This window comes from Ruegeria sp. P8 (genome assembly GCF_056534665.1).
Window position 1 is genome coordinate 294,948 of the sequence record NZ_JBQERC010000001.1, and the last position, 21,624, is coordinate 316,571.

Below are 21,624 nucleotides of genomic sequence, written 5' to 3' on the forward strand. Positions count from 1 at the left end.
TCTTCATCTTTTTAAAAATACTCCCGCCGGAGGCGTCATACCCGGCGGGCGAGGAGTTGTGAATATGGAAGCAGATTTTGTCATCGTTGGCGCAGGGTCCGCAGGCTGCGCAATGGCATATCGTCTGAGCGAAGGTGGGGCCTCGGTCCTTGTGATCGAGCACGGTGGCACCGACATAGGGCCGTTTATCCAGATGCCTGCCGCGCTCAGCTATCCGATGAACATGTCGCGCTATGACTGGGGATATCAGTCCGAGCCCGAACCGCATCTGAACAACCGCCGTCTGGCCTGCCCGCGCGGCAAGGTGATCGGCGGGTCGTCGTCGATCAACGGCATGGTCTATGTGCGCGGTCACGCACGCGATTTCGACACCTGGGCCGAGATGGGGGCTGACGGTTGGTCTTATGCGGATGTGCTGCCCTATTACAAACGCATGGAGACATGGCATGACGGCGGCCATGGGGGCGATCCGGCCTGGCGCGGAACCAACGGGCCGTTACACGTATCGCGCGGTCCACGAGCAAACCCACTGTTTCAGGCCTTTGTCGATGCAGGCCAGCAAGCGGGATACGAGGTCACCGGCGACTATAACGGAGAAAAGCAGGAAGGCTTTGGCCCGATGGAGCAGACCGTCTGGAAAGGGCGGCGCTGGTCGGCGGCAAATGCCTATCTGAAGCCCGCGCTCAAACGCGACAATTGTGATATCGTGCGGGGTCTTGCGTCTCGAGTTGTTATGGAAAACGGTCGCGCCACTGGCGTAGAACTAATCCGTGGCGGCAAGAAAGAGATCATCAAGGCCCGGCGCGAGGTCGTTCTGGCCGCGTCCTCGATCAACTCGCCCAAACTGCTTATGCTGTCCGGTATCGGCCCGGGCGCACATCTGGCGGAACATGGGATCAACGTCGTTGCGGATCGTCCGGGGGTGGGTGCGAACCTTCAGGATCATCTGGAGCTGTATATTCAACAAGCTTCGCTACAGCCGATTACGCTCTACAAGCACTGGAACCTGTTCAGCAAGGGTCTGATCGGGGCGCAATGGCTGTTCACCAAAACAGGTTTGGGCGCATCGAACCAGTTTGAAAGCGCGGCATTCATCCGGTCGAAGCCAGGTGTGGAGTATCCCGACATTCAGTACCACTTCCTGCCGATCGCAGTTCGCTATGACGGGCAGGCGGCGGCAGAGGGGCACGGGTTCCAGGCGCATGTCGGCCCGATGCGGTCCCCGTCACGCGGGTCGGTCACATTGCGATCTGCGCAAGCCGCAGACGCGCCGGTGATCAAGTTCAACTACATGAGCCATGAAGAGGATTGGGAAGACTTCCGCACCTGTATCCGGCTGACCCGCGAAATCTTTGGACAAAACGCTTTCAAACCCTATGCGGGCAAGGAAATTCAGCCGGGTGCCGCTGTGCAAACCGATGAAGAGCTGAACGCCTTTATCGCGGAACATGCTGAAAGCGCCTATCACCCCTGTGGCACCTGCCGGATGGGGCGTGCGGATGACAAAGGTGCGGTGGTCGATCCCGAGGGTCGCGTCATCGGCGTGGACGGGCTGCGCGTCGCGGACAGTTCGATTTTCCCGCAGATCACCAACGGCAATCTCAACGCGCCCTCGATCATGGTGGGCGAGAAAGTATCGGATTCTCTGCTGGGCAAAGACCCGTTACCCAAGGCCAATGATCGCCCGTGGATCCACCCCGGCTGGGCAACCGCGCAGCGATAATGATACTTAACTGCTCCCGGTTGAATACGCTATTCAGCGCTTGCCGGGGGCATGTTAGGAAAAGGTTCAGCGTTCTTGTCCAGAAAAGGTTGAGCCACGTTTCAGCACAACTTGCCCTCGGCACGGCAGGATGGCGCGTGGAGCTTTTTTGAAATTCGCGGGATTATTGCGGGTAGTTGATCCCGGTCAAAGCGATAACCCGGTCACGCTTCTATCACTGGTTTGCAACGATAAATGAAGGAGCGAACAGAGATGTCTCACACCCCGCATGAACTGGCCGAAGAGTTTCCGGACAAAGTTGAACTGATGAGCCAGCTCAAGCAGTCGGATGCGCATTTCGCCCGGCTGGCCGATGAATATCATGAGGTCAACCGCGAAGTGCACCGCGCCGAAACCAATGTCGAACCCATGGAGGAGCTGGCCGAGGTTGACCTGCGCAAAAAACGCGCGGTCCTGAAGGATGAGATCTGGGCGATCCTGTCCAAGGCTTAAATTCATTGGCGGGGGCTATGCCCCCGTCGTGCCCAGAGACGTGACGCTGATAGGGCTTAGTCGCCAGACTAAGATCAGGTCACTTCATAGGGCAGGGTACCGCGAATATGGGTGTCGATGCTTAGACGGCGTTCCAGCGGCGGAACCGAACGCTGGTGACAGGTTTGCCGCTCGCAGATGCGGCAGGAAATTCCAATGGGCTCGTAAGCGCTGGCATTGTTGATGTCGAGGTTATCAGCATAAACAAGCGCCGGGGCATGGCGGACCTCGCACCCCAACGCAATGGCGTACCGTCTGACGGGCGCACCGAACGAGCCCCCCGATTTTGAGACATCCCGCGCCAGCGAGATATAGCGAACGCCATCTGGTGTTTCCGCCAGCTGTCGCAGGAAATGCCCGGGCGTTTCAAAGGCCCGATGCACGTTCCAAAGCGGGCAAGCGCCACCAAAACGTGCAAATTGCAGGCGTGTGGCCGAGTGCCGCTTGGTGATCGTCCCCGCCTGATCAACCCGGACGAAGAAGAACGGGATACCCTTGGCGCCGGGACGCTGAAGGGTCGACAGCCGATGTGCAACCTGCTCGACCGACGCCCCGAACCGGTTGCTGAGCAGCTCCAGATCGTGACGCTCTTCCTGAGCAGCAGTCAAAAACGCGGTATAAGGCATCAGAGAGGCACCAGCGAAATAGTTGGCAAGGCCAATTTTGGCGATGGCGCGGGCTTCGTCACTTTGGAACTTGGCGAAGTCCAGCGTTGCCTCCAGCAGCTGGTCCTGACTGATCAGCGCAACCTGCAACAGAAGCTGGAACACCTGCGTCTGCGGCGCTGCACGGGAGGACAGGCGCAGAAATTTGCTGTCGACATCATAAGCGCGCAAGGGGCCCATATCTGAAAAAACCACCTGAATTCCGCGTTCTGAAAGGCTGCTCAGGGCGGCTTGCCGGATACCGCCGGGGCCGTCGGCGCGGTTGGCAAACAGTTCCGCTGCCCTGTCCACGGCGTCGATGTAGTTGTCGCAATAATGGAAGAAATCACGCACTTCTTCCCACGGGCTGGCCTGAATACGTGCATCTTCACGCCCCAAAGCCTCGTCCAGCGATGCAAGGCGTTCATGTGTCTGCCGGTAGGTTTTGTGCAATTCGATAAACGCGCGCGCCAGGGCCGGGGCGTTGGAAGCTGTCAGGCGCAGATCGGCCAGAGGGGGCTGTATGTCGGCAAAAACAGGATCGGCCAGCGCCTCGCGCATGTCTGAAACAAGACGCTCGCTGTCGCCGGTGCTGAGTTCGGTAACATCCATTCCGAATTCCTGCGCCAGAGCCAGCACAACCGTGGTCGAGATCGGCCGGTTGTTGTTCTCCATCTGGTTCAGATAAGGCAGTGAAACGCCCAGTTTGGCGGCAAATTCGCGCTGCGTCAGGGTCAGGCGTGTACGCATTTCGCGCAGTTTCGCGCCCGCATAGAGCTTTTGGGTGGCCATAGGGTGCCTTTGCAAGTTTTCCAATTTCCGAGGTTAACTTTGCAAAGTCATTGGGGCAAGCGGTTACAGCCCCAATTGCCGTTCTCTTCGTACGACAGTTGAAATTGCGACGATCGCCAGAACGGCTGTTGCCAGCATCAGCCAAAGCAGCGGCATCGCGCCGGTTTCACCTGTCAGCAAGGCACCTGCCAGCGCGCTCAGCCCGGCGCCGCCGCCCAGCATGATGGCGCCACTCAGGCCCGAGGCGGTTGCAGCCAGTTGGGGGCGCACTGATAGCGCGCCCGAAGTTGCGTTGGGGATGACCATGCCATTACCGACGCCCACAAATGTCATGAACCCGAAGAAACTGAGTGCGGTTCCGCGGTCCGCTAGAAACAGCAATGCCGATACAGCTACGCCAAACGCATTGAACAGGCTTCCCCACAGAACCATGCGGTTCACGCCAAACCGCACTGAAAACCGCCCGCTCATGAAGTTGCCAACAAAATACCCAACTGCTGGTGCGCCAAAATAAATGCCAACCTGCGCCGCGCTCAACCCGAACAATTCTGTGCCAATGAAAGGTGCGCCGCCGAGATAGGCGAAAAACGAACCCGATGAGAAGGCGCAAGCCAGTGAGTATCCCCAGAACCGTGGCGAGGTCAAAAGTTCGGGGTATTCCTTGAACTGCTGGACAAGCGTTTTGCCGCTCTTTGCCGATGTTTCCCCAAAGTCCGAATAGGTCAGTGCCATAGTCAGCAAACCTACGGCAAAGGGCAGCCAGAAATTCGCTTTCCAGCCAAAACTCACTTCCAGCAAGCCGCCGATGGCAGGGCCAATCATCGGAACCACGGCCATGCCCATCGTTACATAACCGATCATTGAGGCAGCTTGGTCCTGATCGTAAATGTCCCGCACCGCAGCGCGGCTGAGAACCATGCCGACAACCACAACCGCCTGACACATCCTGAACGCCAGAAAAACCGTGGCATTGGGGGCGAAGATGCACCCAAGGGTCGCTATCAGGAACAGGCCAAGGCCCCACAATAAAACTGGTCTGCGACCTGCCTGATCCGCAATTGGACCTATGAGAATTTGCAGAATGGCATTGATCAGCAGATAAAGCGCAATCGACAGCTGCATGACCTTGTAATCGGTTTCGAAATACTCGGCCATGTTTGGCAGGCTGGGCAGAAACAGGTTCATGCTCAGGGCGGACAGGCCCGAGAGTAAAACAAGCGTCGCCAATGTGGGTGGTGTGCGGTGGACCGCGTCAGAGCTAAACTGCATGGTTCACATGTATAGCCGTGGATTTTCGGATTGCCAGCCATTCGCAGAATTGCTTGTAAAAATTCGCAGTTTTGCATTTATCCAAATTACTGTTGCTGAAATTTTGCAAATTTGCCGAAAATAGCTTTGGATGAGCGGCCCAAGCAGGTAGGGTCCCGGCAAATTTATAAGGGGATAGTCGTCATGAAAGACATTCTTTCCGAATTGGAAGACCGCCGCGACAACGCACGCCTGGGCGGTGGGCAGAAACGGATCGATGCCCAGCACGCGCGCGGCAAACTGACCGCACGAGAACGGATTGAACTGCTGCTGGACGAGGGCAGCTTTGAAGAGTTTGACATGTTCGTCAGTCACCGCTGCACCGATTTCGGAATGGAAAAACAAAAGCCTGCGGGTGACGGTGTCGTCACCGGCTGGGGTACGATCAACGGGCGCATGGTTTATGTGTTCAGCCAGGATTTCACCGTCTTTGGCGGATCGTTGTCGGAAACCCATGCTCAGAAGATTTGCAAGATTATGGACATGGCGGTCCAGAACGGTGCGCCGGTGATTGGCATCAACGATTCGGGCGGCGCGCGCATTCAGGAAGGTGTGGCTTCGCTGGCGGGGTATGCCGAAGTGTTCCAGCGCAACATCATGGCATCGGGCGTGGTGCCGCAGATCAGCGTTATCATGGGCCCCTGTGCGGGTGGCGCGGTGTACAGCCCGGCGATGACCGACTTTATCTTCATGGTCAAAGACACCTCTTACATGTTCGTGACCGGCCCTGATGTGGTGAAGACCGTAACCAACGAAGTGGTGACTGCCGAGGAACTGGGCGGGGCTTCGACCCATACCAAGAAATCCTCGGTCGCTGATGGCGCGTTCGAAAACGACGTCGAAGCTTTGGCCGAGGTGCGGCGCCTGGTGGATTTCCTGCCCCTCAACAACCGCGAAAAGCCGCCCGTGCGCCCGTTCTTTGACGAACCCGGCCGGATCGAGGCTTCGCTGGACACTCTTGTGCCAGAAAATCCGAACACGCCCTACGATATGAAGGAACTCATCGCCAAAGTGGCGGACGAGGGCGATTTCTATGAAATTCAGGAAGATTTTGCCAAGAACATCATTACCGGGTTCATCCGGCTGGAAGGTCAGACCGTAGGCGTCGTCGCAAACCAGCCGATGGTGCTGGCCGGGTGTCTGGATATCGACTCCTCGCGCAAGGCTGCGCGCTTTGTACGCTTCTGTGACTGCTTCGAAATCCCGATCCTGACACTGGTCGATGTTCCTGGCTTCCTGCCGGGAACAAGCCAGGAATATGGCGGCGTCATCAAACATGGAGCCAAGTTGCTGTTTGCCTATGGCGAGGCAACTGTGCCGAAGGTGACAGTGATTACCCGAAAGGCTTATGGCGGTGCTTACGACGTTATGGCCTCCAAGCATTTGCGCGGTGATTTCAACTATGCCTGGCCCACCGCCGAAATTGCGGTCATGGGGGCAAAAGGGGCGACCGAGATTATTCACCGCGCCGATCTGGGGGATGCGGACAAGATCGCATCTCACACCAAGGATTACGAAGACCGATTTGCAAATCCCTTCGTGGCAGCCGAGCGCGGCTTCATCGATGAGGTGATCATGCCGCATTCGACCCGCCGTCGTGTATCCCGGGCATTTGCCAGCTTGCGCGGCAAACAGCTGAAGAACCCGTGGAAGAAGCACGACAATATCCCGCTGTGATCCTTCTGGGGGCGAGGTGGCCCGCCCCGCTCAATCTTAGACTGCCACAGCGGCTCTGAGGCTAAAACGCCCTCAAATTGAGGCGGAATTGACAAAAACCGGCAAATAGTTGAATGATCCGACCCGTCAGACATAGAACCGCGCAGACTAATCGTACTGCGCGCGCGACCCCGGAAGGAGGAGCTCGCCGCTGGTGGGTCCGGGGTCGCGCCATTTGTCTGGGTGCACTCACCTTCAGCCATCCTGCTTTTGCGGATTCCGATTCGTTGCTGCCGGTGCCGTCGGGCCAGCCAGTGCAACTGAGCGATGTCCTGCTGGACAACAACCCTGGCGAGCTTTGGCTGCGCTTTCGCTTTATCGCGCCCAGAATAGGCGCGTCAGTAGGGCGGATTGGGTATGATGTGGCGTCGAAGGATATGGAGCACCTGTGCCAGATTCTGGCCATTCCATATGTCGCTCAGCATGAATTGCATCCGGCGCGGGTCGTGATCTCTTTGTCCGATCGCCCGGTAGAGTTTGGTGATGCCGCCCCTGATGCGACCCAGTTTTTTGAGGCCTACCGGCTGGAGCAGTCCCAGTGTATCTGGGAGGGGCTTTGACCATGACCGCAGGAATCCATGAGTACAAAGCGTCTCAGACCAACTGTGCGGCTTTGGAGGTGCGCATCATGACCCCATCCCTTTTCGGGCTCGAATTGCTTTTGTCTGCAAGTATGACACAAGAGGGCCTTTCATGCTGAAGCATCGTGGTTTCCCCGGTCGCCTTTCAGGCACTGACTTTCAGTTCACCATTCGTCGCGCCAACCCAAAGGGCGCTACACCGTTAACGCGGCGCGAGCGGTTTCGGGACCGTAAACCTGCGGACAGGCGCGCTGATAGTGCGTTCATGGAAGCCCTTTGGGCCCATTTCGGCGACCAGCCGTTCGAACGGGGCAATCTGGATGCTGGGCGTTTGAGCTGGCTGTTCGGGCGCGAAGTCATCCCGGCAGAAGACCCCTTTGATCCGGCCAGTTATGATGCCTTGCTCGTTATCGACGTAAACGCTGCGCGCGCATCCTTCCCGGACATCATCGACGGGATGGACTGATTGTGACATTCGCTGCCGCACATAATCCGATCACTGCCAGTTTCGGGAAAATCCTGCCCGAAACCGGGCAGGATTTATGTGTGGTCTCAGAAGTTCAACTGGGCTGCAAGCTGAACGCGGCTGCCGTCAAAGGTTCTGCCGGTGGGCGCGTCATTCCGCTCGCCATAGATGTATTCGGCGCTGAGCGTCAGACTGTCTGTCGCCTTGTAGAACGCGTTGACATGGATGGTTTCCAGTTCGGTGAAGGACAGCGTGCCGGTCGAGGTCGGCAGATCATAGTCTTCACGACCGTAAGCAATGCCGACATTCCATTTTGCACCGATGTCCTGCCTGAATTCCACGGTGTAGCCATCCACATCGTTGGCCTGCCCACCGACGATGGCATCGCCGAGACCGATCAGGTACGGGCCAAGCGCCTCACCTGTGACGTAGTTGACTTGGAACAACCCGCCTTGCCAGGGGCGAATGCCGCCGGAAAGCGTAAAGCCGGTTTGATCCACTTCGACATTGCCGGAATTGGCTTTACCGTACAAAACGGCACCACGGGCAATGTACGTACCGTCGTTATATTCCGCCGAGGCCGTCAGGACGGGATCATCGGAATTCGACCCGCTGACGTTCTCTTCGATCGAGACCGCAAACTGTGCATTGCTGCCAAGCTGTCCGGTGTATCTCAGCTGTGGGACACGAGCGAATGCGATACCCACGGGGCCGTTGAATTCGACAGTGGTCGGGTAGGTGTCCAATGGTTGGAAGTTGGTCCAGTACTGACCAATCAGGAACTGATCGCCGATGGTGATGTTGGCATGGCGAATGCGCAATTCAGCCGTGCCGCCGGAACCGAACAGGTCAAGCTCAAGCTGTCCGCCAATGTCACCGATCCCGCTTGGGGTGGTGGTACGCAATCCGATCCGAGATTGGCGAACGGTTGCCCCGAAGGTGCCGTCGGTTGCGGCCGAGGGTTCACCGATAACATTCACGAACGCCGTATCCCCCTGATCGTAGTCGAAGTCATAGAAGAAATCGGCCTTCACGTATCCGTAAACGTCCAAAACGGTGTTGCCGATGCGGAAATCTCCGTTGGCGGGGCCGCTTTTGTCGGCTTCCAGCGCCTCGACCCGGGCGCGCAAAGCGTCGAGTTCGGCCTGGGTCTGGGCGTCCTGGGCAACAGCAAACGAGCCGGTCACACTGAGCGCAGAGGCAGCGAGCAGGAGTGCCTTTTTTCTAGTCATAGTCATGTGGGTGTTCCTTTGAGTGCGAGTGTGCCCAAGGACCGTTTCACGCAGCAGAAATCTTTGGAAATCACGAGAAAGAGAATAGAACCATCTGATTTCTCAATAAAATGTGCCTTTTTCGACTTCTTGAATCACAGCGTCTTGAACCTGTCATCTAACGCGCTGTTGCGCCGTAATTCCTTCGCCGGTGGAGTGGCGGCGATTCGTGATGCTGCAACCGCAGAAAGCATCGGAAGCGACCCATTTTGTAACGAAACTGTGACGGTGAACGGGGCTTTCGTGCTGGTAATTCACTTGAATGCTGTCGGCACGATGTTGCGCGCCATGTTGTGGCTTGGGCAGAAACCAGCCGAGTTGTCCCCAGGAAACAATACTGTGATTGCCCAACGGATTGTGCCGTGCAAACTGAGTGGGCCGTGCGGCTCTACTTTGCCTGCGCCGCACATGCACCTACTATTCCGTACCCCTTCCTTGCGCGGGCAGGCTTGTGTTCCCCACATAGACCTGTCCGCGTTTTTCTTTTTGGCTCCAACGGCCAAAGAGAAGCGAAAACCTGCACAAAACCTGCCTGCAGCTGCATTGATATTGAATAACAGGCCCCATTTCGCGCATCTGATCCCAAACGAACCAAGAAACCTAAAAGGGCAGACACAATGCGATTCTCGAAACTCATCCTTGTTGCGGCGACCTGTGCGGGTCTGGCCGCGTGCGGTGACACCACGGGCGAACAGGCACTCCTCGGCGGTGGTGCCGGGGCTGTGGGGGCCGCGGTGCTCAATGCCGACCCGCTGTTTGGCGCGGCCGTCGGTGCAGCGGGCAACGTGCTGTACTGCAAGACGCAGAACAACTGTAACTAACGCATATCCTTCGGGGCGCCTGGCGCCTCAGCCATCATTGCGCATCACGCCGTCGTGGGGATCGTACCCTGCGGCGGCGTTTTGCGTTTCCGGAACACCAAGCCAAAGGACGTTTCATGTTCAATAAGATCCTGATCGCCAACCGGGGCGAGATCGCCTGCCGGGTCATCAAGACCGCCCGCAAGATGGGTGTCGGCACCGTTGCCATTTATTCGGACGCGGACAAGAACGCGCTGCATGTGTCGATGGCCGACGAAGCCGTGCATATCGGTCCGCCCCCGGCGAACCAGTCCTACATTGTGATCGACAAGGTCATGGATGCCATCCGTAAAAGCGGCGCGCAGGCGGTTCATCCCGGCTATGGCTTCCTGTCGGAGAACTCGAAGTTCGCCGAAGCGCTCGAGGCCGAAGGTGTTGCCTTTGTTGGGCCCCCTGTCGGTGCAATCGAAAGCATGGGCGACAAGATTACTTCGAAGAAGATCGCACAGGAGGCCGGAGTTTCGACCGTTCCGGGTTACATGGGGCTGATCGAGGACGCGGACGAGGCGGTCAGGATCTCGAACGACATCGGTTATCCGGTCATGATCAAAGCCAGCGCCGGTGGCGGTGGCAAGGGCATGCGCATCGCGTGGAGCGATGAAGAGGCGCGCGAAGGCTTTCAGTCGTCCAAGAACGAAGCCGCAAACTCGTTCGGAGATGACCGGATCTTCATCGAAAAATTCGTAACTCAGCCGCGCCATATCGAAATTCAGGTTCTGTGCGACAGTCACGGAAATGGCATCTACCTGGGTGAGCGTGAATGCTCGATCCAGCGCCGGAACCAGAAAGTGGTGGAAGAGGCACCGTCACCCTTCCTTGATCCCGAAACCCGCAAGGCGATGGGTGAACAGGCTGTCGCTCTGGCCAAGGCCGTGAACTACGCAAGTGCAGGTACGGTCGAGTTCATCGTGGACGGAAACAAGAACTTCTACTTCCTCGAAATGAATACGCGCCTGCAAGTGGAACATCCTGTTACGGAACTGATCACCGGCGTCGATCTGGTCGAGCAGATGATCCGTGTCGCAGCGGGTGAAAAGCTATCGATAACGCAGGATGACGTGACCCTGACCGGCTGGGCGATTGAAAACCGTCTGTATGCGGAAGACCCGTATCGCAACTTCCTGCCGTCGATCGGTCGTCTGACCCGGTATCGCCCACCGCAGGAAACCGCGGCCGGTCCGTTGCTGGTCAACGGCAAATGGCAGGGTGAAGCACCCGATGGTGAAACCGCCGTGCGCAACGATACCGGCGTCTACGAGGGCGGCGAGATCAGCATGTATTACGATCCGATGATCGCCAAGCTCTGCACTTGGGCGCCGACCCGCGAAAAAGCAATCGAGGCGATGCGCGTGGCGCTGGACAGTTTCGAAGTGGAAGGCATCGGTCACAACTTGCCGTTCCTGTCGGCAGTGATGGATCACCCAAAATTTGTCAGCGGTGACATGACAACGGCCTTTATCGCTGAAGAATATCCAGACGGGTTCGAGGGCGTCACGTTGCCCGAAGTGGATCTGCGCCGGATTGCTGCGTCCTGCGCGGCCATGCACCGCGTCGCCGAAATCCGGCGCACCCGCGTGTCGGGCCGGATGGACAATCACGAACGCAAAGTAGGCAAGCGCTGGGTTGTGACATTGCAGGGGCAGGATTTCGCCGTGCAGGTCAATGCCGACAAAGAGGGGTCAACGGTCAAGTTTGAGGACGGACCGTCCTTGCGTGTCGCCTCGGACTGGACACCGGGCGATCAACTGGCGGTTCTGGACGTGGATGGAAGCCCGCTGGTTCTGAAAATCGGCAAGGTCTCGGGCGGGTTCCGCGTTCGCAACCGCGGCGCGGACTTGAAAGTGCATGTGCGCCGCCCACGGCAGGCGGAACTGGCCAAACTGATGCCGGAAAAACTGCCGCCTGATACCTCGAAGTTGCTGCTCTGCCCAATGCCGGGCCTAGTCGTGAAGGTCGATGTCGAAGTGGGGCAGGAAGTGCAGGAAGGTCAGGCGCTTTGCACGATTGAGGCGATGAAGATGGAAAACATCCTGCGTGCCGAAAAGAGGGGCGTGGTGGCCAAAGTCAATGCAGGCCCCGGTGACAGCCTTGCTGTGGACGACGTGATCATCGAGTTCGAGTGACCATGTTGGCGCTTTCGATATACATTCCAACGTTCCCGGCGCATCGCGCCGGGGCCATTGGGTGTGGCGAAAGCGTTCAGCCCCCTTCGCGCCGGTCGCGGATCTCGCGTTCGCGCAGGGGGGTCTTGTCGATAGATCTGCCAATCTCACGCACGCTCCACGGGCTGGGTTTGCGCAATTTGACCACGCCGTCCTTGTCGACGAACACCATCTGGAAACCACGCGGTCGCAGCTTGGTCCGGATCGGGGACCGGGCAGACGGGTCCGTGTCTGTTAGCACGATGACATCGCGGTCGCGCATGGCTGCTTCTTCTGCGACAAGCATATCGATCTGCTGCTGGAACCGCGGATCGGCAGGCGTGTCAGCAAAAACCACGATGGGGCGTTTGACCCACAAGAACTCGCTGAGTTCACTTTCACCCACCGGGCGGACAAAACTGTCATCAGACGGCGCGGTTCCGTCTGCCGCCAGGGCAGCCAGAGGGATTAGTGCCGAGAAAACAAAGGCAAGCGTGCGTGTCATGTGGCCTCCTGTTCTTTCGAATATAGCCCCTGTGCCCGCGATTGCGACCGGCGATTTGTGCCGGGTAACCACATTTTCGCGCTTGTGCCTGAAAGAACAGGCCAAGTGCAGGACCTTGGCGCGGACGCTTTCAGCGACCGCCATCCGTATTGACGAGAGGAAATCGAAATGACCGACACAAAGGACTGGAAAGCGCTTGCCGAGAAAGAGCTGCGCGGACGTCCGTTGGGCGACCTGACCAAGGAAACGCTGGAAGGTATCGCGGTCAAACCGCTTTACACCCAGGAAGACACCGCCGATCTGCCGCATATGGGGTCTTTGCCGGGGTTTGGCCCGTTTACCCGCGGTGTCAAGGCCACTATGTATGCCGGGCGTCCATGGACGATCCGCCAGTATGCGGGCTTTTCGACCGCCGAGGAATCGAACGCGTTCTACCGACGCAATCTGGCAGCAGGCCAGCAGGGCGTTTCGGTTGCCTTCGATCTGGCGACACATCGCGGCTATGACAGTGATCACCCGCGCGTTGTGGGCGATGTCGGTAAGGCAGGTGTTGCCATCGACAGTGTCGAAGATATGAAAATACTGTTCGATGGCATCCCGCTCGACAAGGTCTCGGTCTCGATGACCATGAACGGCGCGGTTGTTCCGATCCTGGCCAGTTTCATTGTTGCGGGTGAAGAACAGGGTCACGACAAATCTGTCCTGTCCGGCACCATTCAGAACGACATTCTGAAAGAATTCATGGTGCGCAACACCTATATCTACCCGCCTGAACCGTCGATGAAGATCATCTCGGACATCATCGAATACACGTCGAATGAGATGCCCAAGTTCAACTCGATCTCGATCTCGGGCTATCACATGCAAGAGGCCGGGGCGAACCTTGTACAGGAACTGGCCTATACGCTGGCTGATGGGCGTGAATACGTCCGTGCCGCGACTGAGGCCGGGATGGACGTGGACAAGTTCGCTGGCCGTTTGTCGTTCTTCTTTGCCATCGGCATGAATTTCTTCATGGAGATCGCCAAACTGCGCGCCGCTCGCACGCTATGGCACCGGGTAATGACCGAGTTCGGGGCAAAGTCCGAACGGTCGAAAATGCTGCGCACCCATTGCCAGACTTCCGGCGTTTCGCTTCAGGAACAGGACCCTTACAACAATGTTATCCGCACCGCCTATGAAGCGATGAGCGCAGTTCTGGGTGGCACCCAATCGTTGCATACAAATGCTCTGGACGAGGCAATTGCGCTGCCCACCGATTTTTCGGCCCGCATCGCGCGGAACACACAGCTCGTGCTTCAGGAAGAAACCGGTGTAACTGATGTGGTCGATCCTCTTGCTGGTTCCTACTATGTCGAAAGCCTGACCAATGAACTGGTCGAAAAAGCCTGGGCCCTGATGGAAGAGGTCGAGGAGATGGGTGGCATGACCAAGGCGGTTGCCTCGGGTATGCCCAAGCTGCGGATCGAGGAAAGCGCAGCCCGCCGTCAGGCCATGATCGACCGGGGCGACGAAGTGATCGTCGGCGTCAACAAGTACCGCAAGGAACAGGAAGACCCGATCGACATTCTGGATGTCGACAACGTCGCCGTGCGCGAGGCGCAAGTGGCGCGGCTGGAACGCATTCGCGCAACCCGTGATGAAGCCGCGTGCCAAGCCGCGCTGGACGCCCTGACCAAGACCGCCCAGGAGGGCGGAAACCTGCTGGCCGCTGCGGTCGAAGCCGCCCGCGCCCGTGCATCCGTAGGAGAGATCAGCATGGCAATGGAGAAAGAATTCGGCCGCCATCGCGCCGAGGTGAAAACCCTGGCCGGTGTCTATGGCGCTGCTTATGAAGGCGACGAAGGCTTTGCCGCGATCCAGAAATCCATCGAGGACTTTGCCGAGGCCGAGGGCCGCCGCCCCCGTCTGCTGGTGGTCAAGATGGGGCAGGACGGGCATGATCGCGGTGCCAAGGTTATCGCCACGGCCTTTGCCGATATCGGGTTCGACGTGGACGTTGGCCCGCTGTTCCAGACACCTGCCGAGGCCGCGCAGGACGCGGTGGACAATGACGTACATGTGGTCGGCATTTCCTCACAGGCGGCGGGGCATAAAACACTGGCACCGCAGCTGGTGGAAGAGCTGAAGAAAGCAGGGGCCGACGATATCATCGTGATCTGTGGTGGGGTGATCCCGCAACAGGATTACCAGTTCCTGTATGACCATGGGGTCAAGGCTATCTTTGGTCCGGGCACCAACATTCCCGAGGCCGCTCAGGACATTCTGCGCCTGATCCGCGAAGCGCGGCCCTGACACAAGGCAAGTCTTTCAACGAAAGCTCTTGTGATCCTGCGCCAATGGCGAAAACATGCGGCCGGATCCCTTTGGGTCCGGTCGTTTTCGCAGGAGGGTGCACATGTTACTCGATCATCTGGCCGTCGCGGGCGAAACGCTTGAAGAAGCGTCTGCGCATATCGAACAGGCGCTTGGTGTTGCACTGCAACCCGGTGGGAAACACGAAAAATTCGGGACACATAACAGGCTGCTGGGGCTCAGAGACGGGCTCTATCTGGAAGCGATTGCCATCGATCCGCAGGCGCAGCCTCCGGGCAGGCCGCGATGGTTCGATCTGGACAATTTTCAGGGCGGCCCGCGTTTGACGAACTGGATATGCCGGGTCGAGGATATCGAGGCCACACTGTCGATCTTTCCCGATGGCACCGGAGAGCCCATCGACCTGACCCGCGGCGCGTTGCAATGGCGCATGGCGGTTCCGCCAACGGGGCGTTTGCCGTTCGACAATCTGTTTCCCGCCCTTATCGAATGGCAGGGCGACCTGCACCCGGCAAACATGTTGCAGGACAGCGCGTGCCGGTTGCGGCGTCTGGTTGTCTATCACCCCGATGCCCTGACACTGGCCCGTCGACTGGGTGAGCTGGATCTTGTTGTGTTCGATACCGGCCCCGCGGCTTTGCAGGCAGAAATTGAGACACCTCATGGGCTGCGGGTGCTGGAATGAACATTCGCCCGGCCACAGCGTCAGATGCTCCAGCCATTGCCCGGATCACCAATGCGATCATCCGGGACACTTTGGTCACTTTCACGACGGACGAACGCAGCGCCGCCCAGATTGCCGAAGATATCAAGGCACGCTCGCCCGGTTTTCTGGTTGCCGAGCACGACAGCCACGTTATAGGCTTTGCCACATATGGCCCTTTCCGCACCGGGCCCGGTTATGCGCAAACCTGCGAACATACGATCCAGCTGTCACCGGATGCGTGGGGCAAAGGGCTGGGACGTGCGTTGATGTCAGAGCTGGAGGAAGTCGCGCAAGCCCAAGGCGTTCATGTTCTGGTCGCGGGCATATCCTCGGCCAATCCGGGCGCTGAGGCGTTTCATGCCGCACTTGGCTATTCGAAAGTCGGGGTGATGCCCGAAGTCGGCTTTAAGTTCGGCCAGCGGCTGGACCTTGTGCTGATGCAGAAAATTCTTGGTGCTGAATGACCTGTTGCACCTGACAGTCCTGAATTGTGACGCTAGGGTGCGGTCATGTCGATCTGGACCCGCATATCCGATGCGCTGAGCGCGCTTGCCCAGGGCGAAAGCCTGACCGCAGTTTTTGAAAAACTACGCTCGCCACCGGAACGGTCCGTGGCCTTTACGATTGCGGTCATCGCACTGGGTGCCAAAATGGCCAAGGCAGACGGTCAGGTGACCCGTGATGAGGTCACCGCTTTTCGCGACGTGTTTCAGATCGCGCGCGAAGATGAGGAAGGTGCAGCCCGCGTCTTCAACATGGCCCGTACGGACGTGGCGGGATATCAGGACTACGCCCGCAAAATCGCACGCATGTTCTCGGAAGACAGTACAACCCTGTGTGACCTGATGGAGGGGCTTTTTCACATCGCGATGGCGGATGGTTTCTATCATCCGAACGAAAACGCATTTCTCGAAGATGTCAGCCAAATCTTCGGACAAACTGACGCGCAGTTCAAAGCACTGCGGGCGCGTTTTGTCCCGGATGCGCCAAACGATCCATACACGGTACTGGGCGTTCCACATGACATGCCGCTGCCCGATATTCGCAAGGTCTGGCGGCAACTGGTTCGGGAAACGCACCCCGACGCCATGATGGCCCGGGGTGTCCCCGAAGAGGCGATCCGGCTGGCCGAGAAAAAGATGATCGACATCAATCGCGCCTGGGATGAAATCAACGGCGCGCGGGCCTGATCAGATGCGGCTGGCGACCTATAATATCGAATGGTTCGCCAATCTGTTTGACCAGAAAGACAGGCTGATCGTCGATGACAGCTGGTCCGGCAGGCACGACGTCACCAAAGCGCAGCAGATCGAAGCGATTGCCAAGGTTCTGACTGCCATTGACGCTGATGCGATTGTAATCGTCGAGGCGCCCAACACGGGCAGACGCCAGAACACGGTTCGGGCCCTGCAAGCCTTTGCCGAAGCGTTCGACTTGCGCACGTCTGATGCGGTGATGGGCTATGCAAACGACACGCATCAGGAACTGGCATTGCTCTATGACAGAACGGTGCTGAGTGTTCGCCACGATCCCAAGGGAGATATTGCAGATACCACAGCCCCCCGGTTCGATGGTGTATTCAAAATCGACCTCGACATTGATGCGACCGAGGATGTCGTGCGGTTCTCCAAACCGCCGATGGAACTGGCGGTGACGACGCAAGCGGGGCACAACATCCGCCTGATCGGGGCACATCTGAAATCCAAGGCACCGCACGGTGCCGAATCGCGGGACGAGGCGATCCGGATTTCGATTGCCAATCGCCGCAAACAGCTGGCGCAAGCGATCTGGCTTGCACGGCGCGTCGAATGGCATGTTGCGCAAAAACAGCCCGTCATTTTGCTGGGCGATCTGAACGATGGCCCCGGGCTGGATGAGTTTGAGCACCTCTTTGGCCGCTCGTCGGTCGAGGTGTTGCTGCAAGCCGGATTGTTCGACCCGAACGCCGTCACAGCCTACAGGTTTCGGCCCGGGCCGGTGCCTGCTACTGCGCGCTTTGCCCGCCCGGAAGAAGGTAAATTTCTGGACGCATTACTGGATTACATAATGATTACCACGGACCTGCAAGCATATCGCCCGTCCTGGCGTATCTGGCACCCGTTTCAGGATGCCGCCTGTTGGGCTGAACCGGAATTGCGGCAGGCGCTTTTGACGGCCTCCGATCATTTTCCGGTCACGCTTGATATTGAACTGTGACCTTTCCAGCCTGCCACACGGGCCTTATATGTCAGGTATGAAACGCATCTTGCTGATCAGTACGATCTCAGTGTTCCTTGCCGCGCCTGCAATGGCACAGGAAGACAATGAAAAATCCCTGATGGAACAGGGGGCCGAACTGTTTTTCGAAGGTCTGCGCAAGGAAATGGAACCGGCATTGGAAAACTTGCTGGGTCTGGCAGAAGAGTTTGGCCCGGCGATGCAGTCATTCTTGCAGCAGATGGGCCCGGCGCTTGCTGAACTGGCGGCTGAGGTCAAGGACTGGAGCGTTTATGAACCACCCGAGATCCTGCCCAATGGCGATATCATTATCCGCAGAAAACCGACCCAAGAGCCATCTGAGCCTGAAAAGCGGGATATCGAGGTGCCCGAAGGACCTACAGATATCTGACCCGCTCAAGAGTCAGCCTTTGACAATCACGCGAGTCTGAGATTTCAGCGCTGCTGCCAAGGCGCTTAACCGGGCTTCTGCCACTTCGCTGAACAGGGGGGCTGCGGCCTCGGGCAGATACAGTTCCAGCTCTCGCTTTTTGGGGAAAAACTTGAGCTGCCCCATATTGGCATCGTTGTGCATCCACAGCATCGCGCCAAACCGCATGGCCTTGCCCAAAATCTCGGCCTGTTTCTGGCTTTTTTCATCCAGCAATTCGTAAAGCCGAGAGAACCGATTGCCTTCCCGTTTGTTGCGATAGCGGTGTTGCAGTGCCAATCCGATGAAGACACGCTCGGAATGCTTCAAACCACCCAGATTGGCGCGAGTGACGTTGTCGAAACACACCTCGGCCCGATAGTCGGGATGCGCGCGCCAGCTTACATCGTGCAGCAGGCAGGCCGCCTTGATCAGGCGCACTCTGCTGGGCGGTGCCGATCTGAACAGCGGGATGACAAAATCATAGAGATTGCTGCCAAATCCGGGCAGGCGCGCGTCCTTGGCTTCCGAGAACCGGCTGGCTTCGATCAGCGGGTCGCGATCGCGCACTTCCTGCGGCATCTGCTCATATAGCAACCCCTCGCGAATCCCATAGCTTGAGATGGCGATATCTTTGGGTTTGAACGTGCGGATCAGCCGCGCCAGAACGTCCATCGCATACGGGATAAGCGCCATGCGCGAGCTCGACACGCCCGCCTGAGCACGCAGCTTTTCACCATCGTGTTTTTCGATGTATTTGATCGTCTCGCGCACCTGTTTGGTGGTCATGCGGTATTCATGCAGAACGTTCAGCGGATAGCCCCGCCGCAGCATGTCCAGCCGCGCAAAGGCGCGCCAGCTGCCGCCGACCAGAAACAAACGGTCTCGCTGCTGGCCCATCTGATTGCGCAGATCCTCCATCGTTTCCTTGATATGCGCTTTTCGCGCGCGCCGCCCGCCGTTGATGTCGCGCAGTTTCAGCGGCCCAAGCGGCGAGGTTACGCGACGGCCGACCTGACCACCGCCGATTTCGGCCAATTCCATCGACGATCCGCCAATATCGCAGATCAGCCCATAAGCTCCGGGCCATCCCAACAGGACACCCTGCGCCGACAGGCGGGCTTCTTCGTCACCGTCAATGATAGACACCTGCAAACCGGTTTCAGCCTGCACCTGATCGCAAAACTCGGGCCCATCCGAGGCTTCGCGCACAGCAGCGGTGGCGACAACATGCAAACCGGGCAAATCCAGATCCATTGCCAGGTGCTGGAACCGTCGTAGTGCCGACAAGGCGCGTTCGCGGCCACGCGGGTTCAGTCGCCCGGTTTCGGACAGGCCCGCCCCCAGTTCGCACATGACCTTTTCATTGTAGAAATAGGCCGGTGATCGGGCCGCCCCGTCGAAAATGACCATCCGGACCGAGTTCGACCCGACATCGACAACCCCGACGCGCGACAGCGCCCGTGCGTCCGGTTTGTCAAACAGGGGCTTTCCGAACGTTCCCCAGTCCGGGATATCGGTTTTGACGGTCTGATCCATGTGTGTTCCAGATAGTTCTGCCTGAGGATGCGAAATTGACGTCAGCGGGTCAATCATTGGTCTCGACCTCATCCGGGGCCGTGTTCAGTACGCGAATGGCCAGCGTGCGTGTGATGTCGCGTTTTTCCGCCAGGGCCAATTGGTCCAGTTGGGATACTACGTCGGCTGCGCTTTCAAACCGCCGGTCCATATGCTTGACAAGATAGGCGATGACATCGGGGCCGGGGTTGAGCTGCCTGTCAACAAACAGCTTGGCAAGAACCGCGCCCAGCAATGCGTCGTCGGGCGGGTCCAGTGCGACGTGATGCGCACCTTCGACCCGGCTTTGCAGATCGGCCAGCGGCAACGCCCAGAATTTTGGCGCAAGACGGCCGGTCATCAGCAAGGGGTGCCCTTCGGCCAGTACTAGGTTATGAAGGTGGAACAGCGTTTTTTGCTGCTCGAGATCACCGGCAATCAAAGGCACGTCTTCGACCGCAATCGGCATACGCGCCAGGTCTGGCACATCGTCATATCTCAGATCGCTGGCCTGAAGGATACACCCGCCGGTTTCAGCGGCCCAGACATGGGCCAGATGGGTTTTGCCCGCACCGGCAGGCCCGCTCAGCACCAGTTTGTTGCCAGGCCAGGACGTGGCCGAGATCATTGCCACCGCCAGCGCATTTGCCGGTGACACAAAGAAATCCTCTCGCCCGAGCGCAGTTTTGGCGGGCAGATCAAAGCTGAGTTGTCGGGCCATTTACTCGGTTTCCTGATCCAGACCTTCAAGACCAGTGTACAATCTGCTGTCGAGGTATAGCGATGTGGCAAAGCGGGCCAGCACGCCCAATGCTGCGGCGACCGGGACAGCGATTAGCATGCCGACGAAGCCGAACAGCGCGCCAAAGACCGACAGGGCCAGCAGGAGCCAAACCGGGTGCAGCCCGACAGAGCTGCCGACCAGCTTGGGTGTCAGGAAATTGCCCTCGGTGACCTGCCCAACGGCAAAGATACCCGCGATCAGCCCGATATGAGCCCAGTCACCCCAGAACTGAAACAGCGCAAGCCCGATGGCCAGCGAGCCTCCGATAAGGGCACCCAGATAGGGAATGAACGTGACCAAGCCCGCGATAAAGCCCACAATCAGACCGAATTGCAGGCCAGCAAGCATCAGTGCAACCGCGTAATAGGTGCCAAGGATCAAGCAGACTGTTCCCATGCCGCGCACGAACGAGGCCAGAACCGCGTCGATCTCACCCGCCAGCCGCCTGATGATGGGGGCGTGGTCACGTGGCAGCAGTTCTCCGATGCGGGCGGTCATGCGATCCCAGTCCAACAGCAAGTAGACGGCCACAACCGGCACAATGACCAACAGAACAACGATGTTGATCGCGGAACCCAGCGAGGACAGCACCGTCTGCATAACGTCCCCGGTCTTGGATTTCAGCGTTTCGCCAAAGGACACCAGCATCGCGTGCGTGCTCGATTCCCGGTCAAGCAAGGACGGGAACTGTTTTTCTATGAAACTGCGCAACTGTTTGAACAGATCAGGCAGTACATCGACAAGATCCAACAACTGGGTGATCAGCGCAGGGACCACCATCAGAATTGCCAGTACAAACCCCAGAACACCGACGACCGTGATGACCGCCGTAGCGGCCATACGCGACAGGCCCAGCCGCTCCAGCCGGTCAGCGACCGGATCCAGAAAATAGGCAATGGCCCCACCGATGACAAAAGGCAACAAGACATCGCCAAGGGCCCACAGGATCAACGCGAAAACCGCAGCGGCGATGCTCCAGTATCTCAGCTGATCCTTAACCGGCAAAGCCATGGCGATCCCCTTGTTCAGGCCCTTGCAGGTGTTCTTGGCGCATCAAAGCCCATGATGCAAGCGGTTCATGGCGCTTGCGTTTACAG

The 21,624-nt window shown here is 58.3% G+C and carries 20 protein-coding genes; 13 read left to right on the plus strand and 7 right to left on the minus strand.

Annotation, left to right across the window (positions count from 1 at the left end; all coding sequences use genetic code 11):
• Nucleotides 1-64 precede the first annotated feature (64 nt).
• Nucleotides 65-1,723, plus strand: coding sequence for a choline dehydrogenase (gene betA, locus ACR0BZ_RS01480; RefSeq protein ID WP_480919264.1), 1,659 nt, complete (start codon nt 65-67; stop codon nt 1,721-1,723).
• A gap of 252 nt (nt 1,724-1,975) precedes the next feature.
• Entirely contained in the window at nt 1,976-2,215 is a 240-nt protein-coding gene (locus ACR0BZ_RS01485; protein WP_480919458.1) for an HP1242/YdcH family protein, read from the plus strand.
• Between the two features lie 74 nt (nt 2,216-2,289).
• On the opposite strand, the gene ACR0BZ_RS01490 is transcribed toward ACR0BZ_RS01485, so the two are convergent.
• Together ACR0BZ_RS01490 and ACR0BZ_RS01495 are read right to left on the minus strand one after the other, a co-directional pair.
• Nucleotides 2,290-3,690: a helix-turn-helix domain-containing protein gene (locus ACR0BZ_RS01490; protein WP_480919265.1), complete on the minus strand. Its 1,401-nt coding sequence runs from the start codon at nt 3,688-3,690 to the stop codon at nt 2,290-2,292.
• Nucleotides 3,691-3,753: 63 nt separating this feature from the next.
• Nucleotides 3,754-4,959, minus strand: coding sequence for a multidrug effflux MFS transporter (locus ACR0BZ_RS01495; protein ID WP_480919266.1), 1,206 nt, complete (start codon nt 4,957-4,959; stop codon nt 3,754-3,756).
• Between the two features lie 183 nt (nt 4,960-5,142).
• On the opposite strand from ACR0BZ_RS01495, the gene ACR0BZ_RS01500 reads away from it, so the two are divergent.
• The 3 genes from ACR0BZ_RS01500 to ACR0BZ_RS01510 all read left to right on the plus strand — a co-directional run bounded on the left by ACR0BZ_RS01500 (nt 5,143) and on the right by ACR0BZ_RS01510 (nt 7,761).
• The gene (locus tag ACR0BZ_RS01500; protein WP_480582916.1) at nt 5,143-6,675 is read left to right on the plus strand and encodes an acyl-CoA carboxylase subunit beta; all 1,533 of its coding nucleotides are present in this window, start codon (nt 5,143-5,145) and stop codon (nt 6,673-6,675) included.
• A gap of 113 nt (nt 6,676-6,788) precedes the next feature.
• The gene (locus ACR0BZ_RS01505; RefSeq protein WP_480919267.1) at nt 6,789-7,274 is read left to right on the plus strand and encodes a DUF6497 family protein; all 486 of its coding nucleotides are present in this window, start codon (nt 6,789-6,791) and stop codon (nt 7,272-7,274) included.
• Nucleotides 7,275-7,407: 133 nt separating this feature from the next.
• Nucleotides 7,408-7,761, plus strand: coding sequence for a hypothetical protein (locus tag ACR0BZ_RS01510; protein ID WP_209504586.1), 354 nt, complete (start codon nt 7,408-7,410; stop codon nt 7,759-7,761).
• A gap of 86 nt (nt 7,762-7,847) precedes the next feature.
• Here ACR0BZ_RS01510 and ACR0BZ_RS01515 read toward each other — a convergent pair whose 3' ends face one another.
• Complete coding sequence (locus tag ACR0BZ_RS01515) at nt 7,848-8,999, minus strand: DcaP family trimeric outer membrane transporter (protein ID WP_480919268.1); 1,152 nt, start codon at nt 8,997-8,999, stop codon at nt 7,848-7,850.
• Between the two features lie 650 nt (nt 9,000-9,649).
• Here ACR0BZ_RS01515 and ACR0BZ_RS01520 point away from each other — a divergent pair.
• Nucleotides 9,650-9,853 carry a hypothetical protein gene (locus tag ACR0BZ_RS01520; protein WP_209504584.1) on the plus strand — a complete coding sequence of 68 codons (204 nt, stop codon included), beginning with the start codon at nt 9,650-9,652 and terminating at the stop codon, nt 9,851-9,853.
• Nucleotides 9,854-9,969: 116 nt separating this feature from the next.
• Entirely contained in the window at nt 9,970-12,015 is a 2,046-nt protein-coding gene (locus ACR0BZ_RS01525; RefSeq protein ID WP_480919269.1) for an ATP-binding protein, read from the plus strand.
• 76 nt (nt 12,016-12,091) lie between these two features.
• Here the strand turns inward: ACR0BZ_RS01525 and ACR0BZ_RS01530 are convergent, their stop codons facing one another.
• On the minus strand, nt 12,092-12,538 hold the full coding sequence (locus ACR0BZ_RS01530; protein WP_480475841.1) for a DUF4174 domain-containing protein: 447 nt from the start codon (nt 12,536-12,538) through the stop codon (nt 12,092-12,094).
• A gap of 168 nt (nt 12,539-12,706) precedes the next feature.
• On the opposite strand from ACR0BZ_RS01530, the gene scpA reads away from it, so the two are divergent.
• The 6 genes from scpA to ACR0BZ_RS01560 all read left to right on the plus strand — a co-directional run bounded on the left by scpA (nt 12,707) and on the right by ACR0BZ_RS01560 (nt 18,168).
• Nucleotides 12,707-14,833 carry a methylmalonyl-CoA mutase gene (gene scpA, locus ACR0BZ_RS01535; protein ID WP_480919270.1) on the plus strand — a complete coding sequence of 709 codons (2,127 nt, stop codon included), beginning with the start codon at nt 12,707-12,709 and terminating at the stop codon, nt 14,831-14,833.
• A gap of 103 nt (nt 14,834-14,936) precedes the next feature.
• On the plus strand, nt 14,937-15,539 hold the full coding sequence (locus tag ACR0BZ_RS01540; protein WP_480481949.1) for a VOC family protein: 603 nt from the start codon (nt 14,937-14,939) through the stop codon (nt 15,537-15,539).
• Nucleotides 15,536-16,024, plus strand: coding sequence for an N-acetyltransferase family protein (locus tag ACR0BZ_RS01545; protein WP_480481948.1), 489 nt, complete (start codon nt 15,536-15,538; stop codon nt 16,022-16,024). Before ACR0BZ_RS01540 ends, ACR0BZ_RS01545 begins: the two co-directional genes overlap by 4 nt.
• Nucleotides 16,025-16,069: 45 nt before the next feature.
• Nucleotides 16,070-16,750: a molecular chaperone DjiA gene (locus tag ACR0BZ_RS01550; RefSeq protein ID WP_209597848.1), complete on the plus strand. Its 681-nt coding sequence runs from the start codon at nt 16,070-16,072 to the stop codon at nt 16,748-16,750.
• Nucleotides 16,751-16,754: 4 nt separating this feature from the next.
• Nucleotides 16,755-17,756, plus strand: a complete 1,002-nt coding sequence (locus ACR0BZ_RS01555; RefSeq protein ID WP_480545819.1) for an endonuclease/exonuclease/phosphatase family protein — start codon at nt 16,755-16,757, stop codon at nt 17,754-17,756.
• 37 nt (nt 17,757-17,793) lie between these two features.
• Nucleotides 17,794-18,168, plus strand: coding sequence for a hypothetical protein (locus ACR0BZ_RS01560; protein ID WP_480481945.1), 375 nt, complete (start codon nt 17,794-17,796; stop codon nt 18,166-18,168).
• 12 nt (nt 18,169-18,180) lie between these two features.
• Here ACR0BZ_RS01560 and ACR0BZ_RS01565 read toward each other — a convergent pair whose 3' ends face one another.
• Genes ACR0BZ_RS01565 through ACR0BZ_RS01575 form a run of 3 tightly spaced genes read right to left on the minus strand, consistent with a single transcriptional unit; the run spans nt 18,181 to nt 21,538 of the window.
• The gene (locus ACR0BZ_RS01565; protein WP_480919271.1) at nt 18,181-19,725 is read right to left on the minus strand and encodes a Ppx/GppA family phosphatase; all 1,545 of its coding nucleotides are present in this window, start codon (nt 19,723-19,725) and stop codon (nt 18,181-18,183) included.
• 49 nt (nt 19,726-19,774) lie between these two features.
• The gene (locus ACR0BZ_RS01570; RefSeq protein WP_480919272.1) at nt 19,775-20,464 is read right to left on the minus strand and encodes an HdaA/DnaA family protein; all 690 of its coding nucleotides are present in this window, start codon (nt 20,462-20,464) and stop codon (nt 19,775-19,777) included.
• Nucleotides 20,465-21,538 carry an AI-2E family transporter gene (locus ACR0BZ_RS01575; RefSeq protein WP_480506227.1) on the minus strand — a complete coding sequence of 358 codons (1,074 nt, stop codon included), beginning with the start codon at nt 21,536-21,538 and terminating at the stop codon, nt 20,465-20,467.
• Nucleotides 21,539-21,624 lie beyond the last annotated feature (86 nt).